The following is a 13,244-nucleotide window of genomic DNA, read 5'->3' on the forward strand; positions in this document are numbered from 1 at the left end:
GAGTGAATAATAATGAATGCCATTCTATCTCTATTGGTAGATTTATTAAGTACAGCTTCAATTATGATTGGACTGATATCTTTTATTGGTCTGGTTTTACAAAAAGAAAGTCCCACTAAAATTATCAACGGTACTTTAAAAACTATTGTTGGTTTTCTAGTTTTTACTATTGGTAGTTCTGCTGCAACAGTTGCTTTAAACGATTTTCAGGCACTATTTGCTAAGGGATTTCACCTTCAAGGGGTTTTACCATTAGCAGAAGCCGTTACCGCTCTAGCTCAACAGCGTTTTGGCACTGTAGTTGCATTGGTGATGACTTTAGGCTTTGTAGTCAACTTAATTGTTGCCAGATTAACGCCAATGAAATATATCTTCCTTACCGGACAACACAATTTATATTTGGCAGCTCTATCTACCATTATGCTTAAATCAGTAGGTTTGAGTAATCCCTATATAGTAGTAATTGGAGGAATAATAGTCGGCTTTATGTCCGCAGCAATGCCTGCAATCGCCCAGCCAGGAATGCGTAAAGTTACTGGCGGTGATGATATTGCATTAGCTCACTATGTATCAATTGGTTATGCCCTTTCCAGCTGGATCGGGGGGAAAGTGGGCAGTCCGAAAGAGAGTACAGAAAAATTGAAGTTACCAGGATGGCTTAGTATTTTCAAAGATTATGTCATTGGAGTTTCAATTACGATGGTCATTTTCTATTACATTGCTGCTTTATTCGCCGGCAAGGCACAAGTTGAACAATTATCAAAAGGAGTTAATTGGCTAATTTATCCTTTATTACAAGGACTACAATTTGCTGCGGCCTTATACGTAATTATTACTGGGGTGAGATTACTTTTAGGCGAAATTGTTAATGCCTTCGTTGGTATCTCGGAAAAACTGATTCCTAATGCAAAACCAGCTTTAGATGTTCCCGTTGTTTTCCCTTATGCCCCAACAGCAACAGTTATTGGCTTCGTATCTGCTTATGCAGCGGGATTGTTGATGATGCTGGTATTTGCGGCTCTACATATGCCCGTAATCATTCCCGTTGCAGTGCCTTACTTTTTCATTGGTGCTACAGCCGGCGTTTTTGGCAATGCCACGGGCGGCTGGAAAGGCTACGTTATTGGTTCTTTTATCGTAGGAATTTTAATCGCAGTAGGTCCATCCCTAGTATATCCAGTATTATCATCAATTGGCTTAAAAGGAACTGCTTTTCCGGAAACAGATTTCAACGTCGTTGCCTTAATTATTAAATTTATTGGTCAAATAGTACACAGTATTTTTTAGCAATATTAAAGGAGTCAATATAAATGAATTCAGAATTAGACCAATTATCAGTTGATACAATTAGAAATCTAACTCTTGATGCGGTTCAAAAAGCTCATCATGGTCATTTAGGAATGCCTTTAGGAGCAGCTCCTTTAGGCTATACTTTATGGCGGTATTTTCTTAAGGTTAATCCGGCAAACACAGAGTGGTTTGATCGTGACCACTTTGTCTTGAGTGCTGGTCACGGATCAATGCTTCTATATTCACTACTACATTTAGCAGGCTTCCCGCTTTCTATAGCAGATATTAAGCAGTTTCGTCAATTACACAGCCTGACCCCAGGCCATCCTGAATATGGCAAAACAGCAGGAGTCGATGCCAGCACAGGTCCACTAGGGCAAGGATTTGCCATGGGAGTGGGAATGGCGATTGCGGAAGCTCATTTGGCAGACAGATTTAACAAACCTAATTTCCCTGTTATTAATCACTATACGTATGTAATTTCAGGCGATGGTGATTTTGAAGAAGGCGTTTGCCAAGAGGCAGCATCTCTTGCCGGTAATTTAGGTTTAAATAAACTAATAGTCTTATGGGATGCTAATAAAGTAACATCGGACGCCGATTTAACAGCTTCGAATACTGAAAACGAATTACAAAAATTTGCTGCTATGGGCTGGAATACACTGGAAGTTGCTGACGGCAATAATTGCCGTGAAATTTATAATGCTCTTAGCACAGCTAAGCGCTGTTCAGACAAACCAACTTTGATCAAAGTTAATACAATCATCGGTTACGGTTCGACCCTTCAAGGTACCAATGCTATCCACAGTGATCCTGTTTCAGAGCAAGAAGCAGAACATATGAAAGAGCAATTTGGCTTTACTGATAAAGAAGATTTTTATGTGCCCGAAGAAGTAAAACATTGGTTTTCCGCTGTTAAAGAAAGAGGAGCTAAAGCTGAACAAAATTGGCTTAGTTTAAAACAAAATTATTTAAAGCAGTTTCCGCAACTGGGCCAACAATTAGAACAAATTATGACTAATGAGCTTGCCCTACCTGATTTTACTGATATTAAAATCACAGGAGAATTAGCTACAAGAGCTGCTTCTGGTAAAGTTCTTAATGACATTTATCAGCTATACCCTATTCTAGTAGGTGGGAGTGGTGATTTAGGCACATCAAATAAAACCACAATTAACAATAAGTTTTTTATGTCTAAACATCGTTATCAAGGTCCAAACATTTACTTTGGCATTAGAGAATTTTCTATGGCAGCAATTGCTAACGGAATAACACTGCATGGTGGGCTACGTGGCTATACCGGAACATTTCTAGTATTTTCAGATTATATGAGAAGTGCTATCAGGCAAGCAGCAATTATGAATACACCTACAATTTTTGTTTTTACACATGATAGCCTTTATGTAGGGCAAGATGGACCTACTCATCAACCTGTTGAACAATTAATGTCACTAAGAGCCATGCCTAATATTACAGTTTTTCGACCTGCAGATAATAATGAGGTTAAAACTGCTTGGCAATTAGCCCTAAAGTCTGCCACAACCCCAACTGCAATTATTTTAAACCGTCAGCCTGTACCACAACTTGCTGGAAGTGACAGTATTAAAGCTGAAAAAGGTGCCTATATTATTTCCGAAGCTGCTAATAACAATCCTACTGGGATTATCATTGCAACAGGTTCAGAAGTAAGTTTAGCAATTGCGGCCCAAACTATTTTGGCAGATCAGGGGGTTTATGTGAGAGTTATTTCAATGCCATCATGGGAACTATTTAGCGAGCAAACTCCAGAATATCAAACTAAAATTCTGCCTGTTAATATTAAAAATAGGATGTCTATTGAATTGGGAGCTACAATGGGCTGGCAACAATATGTTGGTCTGGACGGCGTTCGCATGGGTTACGATCATTTCGGCGAATCTGCTCCAGCTTCTGACATTATTAAGATGATTGATTTCACTCCCCAACACGCAGCACAATTATACTTAAATTCTTTTCCAAAATAGGTTAGGATTTAGAGATAATTTAAAGCAATAACAACTAAATACGCGTTTTTAACACCAGTTTAAAAACGCGTTTTTTATTTATATTTTCCCCTGTAAAAACTACATTGGCGGCTTGCGGTAATTACGCTTACTCATTGCTTCTCTCTTGCCTTCTGCTTTGCGGCTCAATTTTTTGGCGGTTTTAGCATCAAGATAGCCCTGTGTAGATTGGCTTTCTTCCTGCAGCTGAAGAAATTGATCATAAGACTTGCGCTCTAGCGTACCATTCTTCACGGCAGCTTTAACTGCACAACCCGGTTCGTCAATGTGCTTACAATTACGAAAATGACAATTTTGGGCCAATTGTACAATCTCAGGAAAAACCTGCGCCAAGTCACTAGCGCCCACACCAACACTTTTTATTCCCGGGGTATCAATCAAAACAAAATCACCCTGTTCAATCAAAATTAGCCGCGAACTAGATGTGGTATGACGTCCCTTATCTGTTTTGCCACTAATATGACTAGTTGCCATTACCTCTTTTTGAGCAACAGCATTTACTAGGGTTGATTTGCCTACTCCAGAATTGCCATAAAAAGAAACTGTTTGTCCTGGTATAATACTGGCTCTCAATCCTTCGATTCCCTCTGTTGTCACACTCGAAGTAGCAAAGACAGCAATATCAAACTCATCTGCAAGTTGTGCAGCTATCTCTGCGCTTTCCGGGTTGAGATCTGATTTTGTTAAAACTAGGGAAGTTTGATACTCATCATCTTTTTGAAAAGCATACAAATAACGCTTAATACGTCTACTTTTAAAATTCTTATTCATGGAGATACAAATAAACAATTGGTCTATATTGCTGGCAGCATCTTTTTCCTGAACATGATACCCTTCACCCGTTAACCTGCCTAATGTACTATATCGTGGCAAACGCTGATTAATTAAGTCAAAATCAGCTTGGGGTTCTAAGGCTACCCAGTCGCCTACTAAAAATTGTTCGGTTCTATTTTTAGGGATAGCATTTATTTCAGCGCCGTTTAAATGTATAACTTTATACATCCCTGCAGAATTCAGCGATATACGTCCCAAAGTTGCATTATCATCAACTTGTTCATGTTGTTTATACGTGTTTAATCCTAATTCCATAGTTATCTCCTAATAGCAATGGTTAAAATTATTAATCAACTTTTTATCATTTTCTCACTATTCAACCTAACTCGCAATTAGGTTTTTAACAGAAAAAAACGAGACCTCAGCCTCGTTTTTTGTTCCCGAATTTCCAACTTATTCTATTGTTTGGACCCAGCCATCTGGTCCTTTCTTATTACCATATTGAATATCAACTAGTTCATTATAAAGCTTAGTAGTAATCGGACCTGTTTCTGTTTCACTGTAAATAACGTGCTTTTTACCTTTATAAGTAATTGAGCCCACAGGGGAAATTACCGCAGCTGTCCCCATCGCACCAGCTTCTTTCATGTTAAAAGCTTCTTCTAAAGTAATTTGCCGTTCAACTGGGTCTAGTCCTTGCCACTTAGCGACTTCCAAAAGTGAGCGCTTAGTAATCGAAACCAAAATTGATTTTGACTTCGGTGTGACAAATTGACCTTCTTGGGTAATACCATAAAAATTGGCACCACCAAATTCATCAACATATTTATGTTCACGTGGATCAAGGTACAAGCAATCGGCATAACCATTTTGATGCGCATCAACAGCTGGAAGCAGGCTGCTGGCGTAGTTACCTGATGTCTTTGCTCGACCCGTACCGGCATAAGCGGCACGATCATAATCACTAACAATGTAATCTGCAGGGTTCAATCCTTTAATATATGCACCAACGGGAACCGCAAAAATGCGGAAAGTATATTCATCGGCTTTTTCAACGCCCAAAACTTTAGAAGTTCCCACCATAAGTGGTCTTACATACAGAGTTGCGCCGCTATCATAAGGCGGCACAAATTCTTTATTTGCTAAAACCACTTGTTTCACTGCGTCAACAAACCTATCTTCTGGAAATGGCGGCATGGCTAAACGCTTTGCTGAAAGAGCAAAACGATGGGCATTTTCATCAGGTCTGAAAAGATTAATCTTACCGTCTTTTCGCCGATACGCTTTTAATCCTTCAAAAATTTCTTGACCATAGTGCAGTACTTCCGCACCCTCAGAAAAAGTCATGGTTGAATCTTCAGTCAGTTTACCTTCCTGCCATTCACCATTTTGATACTTAGCCTCATAGCGATAAGGCAGATCACGATATTTAAATCCCAGATTCTTCCAATCCAGGTCTTCTACTCGTTGTTTCATATGAATTGTCCCCTATATACAAAAAACACAAAGCTGAAAATCTTTCAGCTTTTTAATATTAATTTAATTGCTAACTAATTTAAACCAAATTTTCACTGCTGTCAATAGCTTTACCCGTTCTTTTTTTATATTACCATTATTCTATTTTTATATTGATTAACTGCTGTTTCACGTGAAATAATATCAACCAAAAAAAGGGGTCATCCCTTTACGAGATGATCCCTTTTTAAAATTAGTCTTGTTTTACTTTTTCTTTAGTTTCAGCTTTTGGTTCTGGTTTTTCAGTAATGTCCAAAATAGCAGCATCATTTAAGTAAACATGCTTGTCATCAGCTGTAAACTTAACTTCTTTAGTGTCAGGCTCCTTCATTAATAATTTAGCAATCGGTGTCTCCAAGTCTTGCTCAACTACTCTGCGTAAAGGTCTTGCACCAAATTTCTTATCATAACCTTTTTCAGCCAGATAAGCTTTAGCCTCATCAGATACTTCAACTTTCACATTCTTTTTAGCTAAAACATGTGCCATCTTCTTTAAGTAAATATCAATGATCTTATTCATATCATCTTTAGTTAATGAATTAAACGGCACGATCGCATCAAGCCTATTCAAAAATTCAGGTCTGAAGTATGCTTCCAGAGCTTTAATCAGCTTATCATGATCAACCTTGCCGTCTTTTAATAATTGGTCAGAATAACCAGCATTAGAAGTCATGATTAAAATTGTATCCTTAAAGGAAACAGTCCTACCTTGAGCATCAGTCAAACGACCATCGTCCATAATCTGAAGCAAGGCATTAAATACTTGTGGATTGGCTTTTTCAATTTCATCGAACAAAATTAAGCTGTATGGTTGGTGACGAACTTTTTCAGTCAATTGACCGCCCTCACCATAGCCAACGTAACCTGGGGCAGAGCCAATCAGTTTATTAACAGCCATCTGATCTTGATATTCAGACATATCAAGTCTAATAAGATGATTTTCACCACCAAATAGTTGGATGGCCAATTGTTTAGCTAATTCTGTCTTACCTACACCGGTAGGACCAGTTAATAAGAATGTGCCAGTAGGACGATCATTGTCTTTGAAAACTTGTTTACGGGCAATTGCGTCAGTAATGACATCAACCGCATTATCCTGATCAATAACCACTTTCTTTAATTTCTGAGCCAAATCAAGGTTCTTTTGTCCTTCACTTGCGTGCAGTTCGCTCATTGGAATTTTGGTCTTGGCTTCAATCAAAGCGTAGATATCCTCATCGGTGACATGCGGCGTTGCTTTCTCATCTACATGATTAGCTTTGTCGCGTAAGTCTTCAATCTGCTTCTTCAGCTCGCTTGCTCTACTGTAATCTTCTTTTTTGGCAGCAGCTTCTTTTTCACTTTCCAGCTTTTTAATCCGCTTCTTTAAAGTTGCTTCATCATCAGGAATAGTGTCGAGACCCTTTTTGGCACCTGCTTCATCCATTAAATCAATGGCTTTATCAGGTAAATAACGTCCCTGAATGTAACGCTGTGATAATTCAACCGCCAGTTTTAAAGCACTGTCATTGTATTTTACATGATGGAAAGCTTCATATTTATCTTTTAAACCCTCCAAAATTTTGACAGTCACTGCAGCAGATGGCTCAGGAACTTGCACTGGTTGGAATCTACGTGCCAGTGCCGCATCATTTTCAATTCTCCGGTATTCACTCGTGGTCGTTGCACCTATTAAGTTCAAGTCACCACTAGCTAAAGCCGGTTTCAAAATATTAGCGGCATCACCGTTATTGTTTTCAGAATCCGTAGAACCTGCCCCAACTATATTGTGCAATTCATCAATGAATAAAATAATATTGGGGTTCTTCTTAGCTTCATCAATTACTTTTTTAAGACGTTCCTCAAAACTACCACGGAGACTAGATCCGGCAACCATATCATTAATGTTGATTGCAATAATATGCTTATCCTTCATTTTATCTGGAACATCGCCTGTAGCAATTTTTTGTGCCAAGCCTTCAACTATAGCAGTTTTACCAACACCAGCCGGTCCCACTAAGACCGGGTTGTTCTTCTTACGTCGACTCAAAATTTCAATTACTTCCTGAATCTGTTCGTCACGACCAATAACAGGATCGTATTTATTCTTTTTAGCCTGTTCAACCAGGTCAACGCCAATTGGTTTTTGACCTTGCTTTTGTCCGCCTTGTGCATTTTGTTGAAAATCCTGGGGAGAAATGTTCATGCTACTAGAATAGTGAATAGGAATAGCCCCGCCGTTATCATTAGTATTGTTAAAGAAAGAATTGTTTAATTCATTAAATAAATCGTCAAAATCGTTATCAAAATATGCCATATGTAAACACCCCTTTGATAGGTTATAAATTTGTAATTAGCACTCGATGAGTTCGACTGCTAACTGCTTACATATTATATTATAGCAGGTTATCCACAGAAAGCAACTTTTTTACTTGTTTTTTCCACAATTATTGCTTATTTTTCCACAGTAGCAAAAAAGCCTGATATAGCAGCACTTAATTTGTACTATCAGGCTCTGGTTAAGATTATTTTTGATATAATTTAAATTGTTTTCTTAGATATTTACCGGTTAAACTGGCAGATTTTTGAGAGATATCCACAGGAGTACCGCTTGCTACAATTTTTCCTCCTTGAAGTCCACCTCTTGGTCCCATATCAATCATATAATCACTGTTAGCCATAATATCTAAATCGTGGGTAATAGTAATAATCGTTCCTTTTTGATCAAGTAATTTCTGAAATACTTTTAACAGCGTTCTGACATCCTGTGGATGTAACCCAACTGTAGGCTCATCAAAAACAAACAGAGTGCCCTTTTGTCTTTGATGAATATGACTAGTTAATTTCAAGCGCTGCGCCTCTCCACCCGATAAAGCTGGAGTTGATTCTCCTAAATGAAGGTAGCCCAAACCCATGTCATGCAAGGTACGAATAGTTTTGTTAATTTTAGGTTCTTCTTCAAAAAGTCCTTCTTTTAATGCATCATCAACTGAATAATCCAATACATCCGCAATACTAAGATTATGCCATTTTACTTTTAAAACATCTTTGTTAAAGCGATGCCCTCCGCATACTGAACAAGTTTCGACCATATCTGGCAAATATTGTATATCAAGTGAAATCACTCCCGTACCATTACATGCCGGACATGCACCTTCTTTATTATTGTAGGAAAAATGAGCAGCAGTATATCTTAATTTTTTTGCTAATGGTTGTTTGGCAAACAGTCTGCGCAAATTATCCATAATGTCAGTATAAGTTGCAACAGTTGATCGTTGATTTTTGCCCACAGGTGAAGAATCAACACTAACAATATTTTTAATACCAGGATTTACTAAATTTTTTACCCATTCTTGTCCATGATTATTTTGTGCCTTAAGGGCAGGGATAAGAGAATCAAGTATCAAAGTTGTTTTACCAGCACCAGAAAAACCGGTTACTGACGTTAAGCGGTTAATAGGAATCTGAGCATGAATATTTTGTAAATTAAACCGATCCGTTACAGTAAATTCTACTTTACCCTGATCAAAAATATGATCTGCATCCGCTCTTTGACGAACAAGTAGGGCTGCTTTTCCTGATAAATATGGACCAATTAGTGATTTATCATTATGCTTAATGTCTTGAGGTATTCCCTGGGAAATAATTTCTCCACCTTGACTTCCAGACCCTGGACCAATTTCAATTACCCAGTCAGCTGCATTGATAATGGCAGTTTCATGGTCAACCACAACCAGAGAATTTCCTTGATTAACCAATTCGTGAAAAACTTCTATTAGTCCCGCCACATTGTCAGGATGTAGTCCCACAGATGGTTCATCTAAAACATACAGCACACCTGTTGTTTCTGTGCGCAAAGTTCGCCCCAGCTGGATTCTTTGAAGTTCACCTGTGGACAAGCTGCTGGCTTGACGATCTAAGCTCAAGTAGTCCAGTCCTAATTTTAATAGCGGCTTCACTTGGTGCATTAACTCGTCAATTAAGTTTTTAGCTAGATCATACATATTTTGCGGCAGCGCTGCTAAAATTTCTTTCATATAATGACCTAATTGATCCAGAGTCAATTGTTCAGCTGCTACAATATTTTTACCGGCAACCAGTTGCTGCCACCTGCTAGGATCAATACGATAGCCATGACAACGTGGACAAGTGCTAAATTTATAAAAAGAGTTTATTCTTTGCAAACCCCGCTCCGACTTGGTGGTTTTGCGTGAGTTAGCTACAGCATTATAAGCATTTTCGTATAGTGCATCTAAGTGATAGACCCTACCCGTTGAAGTCGGCAGGTCAATCGGTACCTTGCGCTCTTTTCCATGCAGCACAATTTCTTTTTCTTTGGCGTTCAATTTTTTATACGGTATATCTGTGCGCACTCCCAACTCCCGCGCAATACGCCACATCCAATTACGACCTGGAATTTGCCAAGTAGCAACTGCCCCTTTTTCAAGAGACAAATTTTCATCAGCAATAATTTTACTGTCGTCAATTTGCTCAACAGTTCCCAGTCCCTGACACTTTTGACAGGCACCATCCGAATTAAAGGCGAAATCTTCTGCACTATAAGCATAAAATTGCACGCCACATGTTGGGCAAGTCAGCCGGCCCATTGCATCTCCGGTTAAATCCATTGCCTCAGCAATTTTAATAGTCGGTGAAATCCTGTGGCCGTTGGGACAAACCGGTGAACCTAAACGCGAAAAAATTAGACGTAAAATATTAAAGACCTCGGTAACAGTACCTACCGTTGAACGTATACCTGGAATGGCCGGGCGTTGGCGCAAAGCCAAAGCCGAGGGAATGTGTTTTACTTCATCAACTTGTGCACGTCCAACTTGACTGATACGTCTCTTAGTGTATGCTGCTAAAGAATCAAGGTAGCGTCTTGCTCCTTCAGAATACAAAATGCCCATCGCTAAGCTTGATTTACCAGAACCACTTAAGCCCGATATAGCTACAAATTTATGTAAGGGAATATCAACGTTAATATTTTTCAGATTATTAACTCTGCCACCAATTACTTCAATATGTGTGGGCTGTTTGTGATACTTCATCAATGATTTTCCTTTCTTTTATTTGGTTTTAAAGGTCTTTCTGGTTTCTTTAATAGATACTGGCGAATAGCCTGAATAACTTGTTTGTTTTGAGGCAGGTCTGAGTGATCCGCTTTTTCACCAGTTACTGTTATGGCTGTATAATTCTTAACTTGATTTTGAAAAATAAATTTTCCTGCTGCCACACTCGTTTCAGGGACAATGCCATCTGATTCGTAATTTTTTCCTCCTGAAAGAGAATAAACTTTCAAATACGTAGGCAATTTAGACCGGTTTCTAATAAAATCTGCCAACATTTGGGTACGGTTATTAATATTACTTTCATTAAAATTATACGGCGTACCGAGCGTCATTAATTTTTTTATTTTGATATCGCCGGAATATTCAGCATAATAGTGTTCCAGCCAATATGTCCAAATTAATCCGCCATTAGAATGGCCAAAAGCCTTGAAATTGTTAAATTTATAATTTTGCACTAGTGACTTAAATGCTGCATTTAACCATTTCGCCTGCTTCTTAATATTAGTATAACCATCCTTATTATTGTCAAATCCGATAATAATTAATGGTTCCAAGTCATTTTTACCAATAGCACCGCTGTATGTCAATTTTGCTTCACGTGAAACTGTAATTTTGATTACGCTGTGTCTTTTAAAAGTGGTTTTATTCAGCTCATCAATTAACTGGTTAAAGCGCTCAGTAGTAGCACTGGAACCCGGTACCATGATTACTGGCGAAAGAAGGGATTTACTACGTTCTGCTCTTGCATTATTATCTTTTCTCATCCAAAAGAAACTGGGAATAGACAATATAGTTAACATGATTACTACCAATACCAGCCATTTATAATTGGCTTTTTTATTCATTTTGCCTATCCTTTCTTTTGGTTATTTATCCTTGTTACCATTTTTTCATTAAAAATAACCACAGGTAACAATAAAACTATATCCAGCAAAAATAATAGTATTGTAAAAATTAGCGCTGCCCAATTGCCGTTTGTACCGAAAAATGAAACTAATAATCCTGGTGTTCCCTTTAAAATCTGATAAACGCATACTGGAATAACATGTAAGCTAATTGCTGCTGCAGCTAGCGTCATGTTAATAAGCGGAATCACTATGCTAGGAATCAGGAACACAGGATTTAAAATCAGCGGTAAACCAATATTAAAGCCTAAAGTAGAACCAAAAGTTGCAGGCAACAAATTAATTTTGGCATTGATCTCATTTTCTCTATTACTCCTTATTAGCAGCATTAGTACTATGATGGCTAAAACTACGCTGGCTCCACCCATAGTGCCGTATGTATTAATAAGAGAACTGCCCAAAAATTTGTAAGGAACATTCCAAGAATTCCCATGCCTTAACGTGTAAGTCAGGTTTTCAGCAGTATAAGCATTATTAACTGTTCCTGACAAAGAATGCAGCGGGAAGCCTATACCCAACCAATCTAAGAACGTGATTACAACCGAAAGGACTAAAACTTCAGCAAAATTATTAGTAGTTTGTATGCGGCTGACTATTTCGTTAAAGCTGGCAGAATTAAGTAATTTCAATTGTAATTCATAAATAATAATACCTAATAAAATGCCCGCCAAAAGTGAAACAAAACTCGGTAGAGCTGCAGCCCCCGCCCTTTTTTGTAAAACTTTTGTGCCCTCATCTTTTACATAAGAATAATTTTTGCCTAACAAATGAAAAACTTGCCCCACACAGTAACCCACAATTAATGCAATAAATAGCGCATTAACTTGTAATAAACTTGCTGTAAACGGCATGCGGGCATCACGACCGCTACTAGATGCATAGGAACAAAAAAGCATAATTGATACGGCAGTTAAACCCGCCATTGTAGAGTCTTTATGATAAAGGCGGGCGGTATATCGTGCCATAAAATAGCTGGCGTAAACGCCAAAAACACCAAAGGTAATCTCAACCATGCCCCGACAAACAAAAGAACCAGCATACCATATATGGTCTGACAATATTTTATCTAAGCTAAAAATGTTATAAATTAACCCATTAGGTGTAAAGACTAGATCATTGAGGACTTTAAAGTATGAACCAACCACAGCAATTGGCATTAGCATCGCCATCGTGTGTCGTGCCGCACGAAAAAAAGAGTATTCTTGTATGCGCACTAAGATATTAAAAGTAAATTCTTTCATTTTGCAGAACCTTATCCTGATTATTTTATTTAAAAGAAAATAATACTCTAATTTTTTAGTACTAGCTATTTTTATACTGTCCTTTTTCGTTTTTAAATATTTAATGTTGTAAAAATGTTATAATTAAATTGAGTTCTAGAAGGCGATAAAATGAGCAGAAAAAAAATCGAACTAAATGAAAAAGTAGCAAAATTGACGGCAAAGTATATGGAAGTCACCGATACTGATTTTAATGATCTGATTAACGAGGCACTTAAAATGTATCTTTTTGATCGCTTGAATTCCAGTCAGATTAAAGATGCACTTAAAAAGTCTGATGATACAAGTTCTGAATATACCGGCAGATTATTTAGAGAGCGTATTGACGACTTAAATCGCTTTGAATAAATATTACTATGCAAATAAAAAGAGTGGGATTTTTTTGGC

General features: G+C 37.9%; 9 protein-coding genes. 3 read left to right on the top strand and 6 right to left on the bottom strand.

Annotation, left to right across the window (positions count from 1 at the left end; translation table 11 throughout):
- Positions 1 to 12 precede the first annotated feature (12 nt).
- Both ulaA and tkt read left to right on the top strand, forming a co-directional pair.
- Positions 13 to 1,287, top strand: coding sequence for a PTS ascorbate transporter subunit IIC (ulaA, locus tag JF73_RS08400; protein WP_143435123.1), 1,275 nt, complete (start codon positions 13 to 15; stop codon positions 1,285 to 1,287).
- A gap of 23 nt (positions 1,288 to 1,310) precedes the next feature.
- Entirely contained in the window at positions 1,311 to 3,293 is a 1,983-nt protein-coding gene (gene tkt, locus JF73_RS08405) for a transketolase (RefSeq protein ID WP_046327809.1), read from the top strand.
- Positions 3,294 to 3,392: 99 nt separating this feature from the next.
- On the opposite strand, the gene rsgA is transcribed toward tkt, so the two are convergent.
- The 6 genes from rsgA to JF73_RS08435 form a co-directional block, all read right to left on the bottom strand.
- On the bottom strand, positions 3,393 to 4,421 hold the full coding sequence (rsgA, locus tag JF73_RS08410) for a ribosome small subunit-dependent GTPase A (protein WP_052727795.1): 1,029 nt from the start codon (positions 4,419 to 4,421) through the stop codon (positions 3,393 to 3,395).
- 138 nt (positions 4,422 to 4,559) lie between these two features.
- Positions 4,560 to 5,582, bottom strand: coding sequence for a branched-chain amino acid aminotransferase (locus JF73_RS08415; protein WP_046327810.1), 1,023 nt, complete (start codon positions 5,580 to 5,582; stop codon positions 4,560 to 4,562).
- Positions 5,583 to 5,814: 232 nt separating this feature from the next.
- A complete protein-coding gene (locus JF73_RS08420; protein WP_046327811.1) occupies positions 5,815 to 7,917 on the bottom strand; it encodes an ATP-dependent Clp protease ATP-binding subunit in 2,103 nt (700 codons plus the stop codon).
- 208 nt (positions 7,918 to 8,125) lie between these two features.
- A complete protein-coding gene (locus JF73_RS08425) occupies positions 8,126 to 10,651 on the bottom strand; it encodes an AAA family ATPase (protein WP_046327812.1) in 2,526 nt (841 codons plus the stop codon).
- Positions 10,651 to 11,517, bottom strand: coding sequence for an alpha/beta hydrolase (locus JF73_RS08430; RefSeq protein WP_046327813.1), 867 nt, complete (start codon positions 11,515 to 11,517; stop codon positions 10,651 to 10,653). Before JF73_RS08430 ends, JF73_RS08425 begins: the two co-directional genes overlap by 1 nt.
- A 5-nt stretch (positions 11,518 to 11,522) precedes the next feature.
- The gene (locus JF73_RS08435) at positions 11,523 to 12,818 is read right to left on the bottom strand and encodes a PTS sugar transporter subunit IIC (RefSeq protein WP_046327814.1); all 1,296 of its coding nucleotides are present in this window, start codon (positions 12,816 to 12,818) and stop codon (positions 11,523 to 11,525) included.
- Positions 12,819 to 12,968: 150 nt separating this feature from the next.
- Here JF73_RS08435 and JF73_RS08440 point away from each other — a divergent pair, with 150 nt between their 5' ends.
- Positions 12,969 to 13,205, top strand: a complete 237-nt coding sequence (locus JF73_RS08440; protein ID WP_046327815.1) for a hypothetical protein — start codon at positions 12,969 to 12,971, stop codon at positions 13,203 to 13,205.
- Positions 13,206 to 13,244: the final 39 nt, after the last annotated feature.

This window comes from Lactobacillus helsingborgensis (assembly GCF_000970855.1).
Lineage (GTDB): Bacteria > Bacillota > Bacilli > Lactobacillales > Lactobacillaceae > Lactobacillus > Lactobacillus helsingborgensis.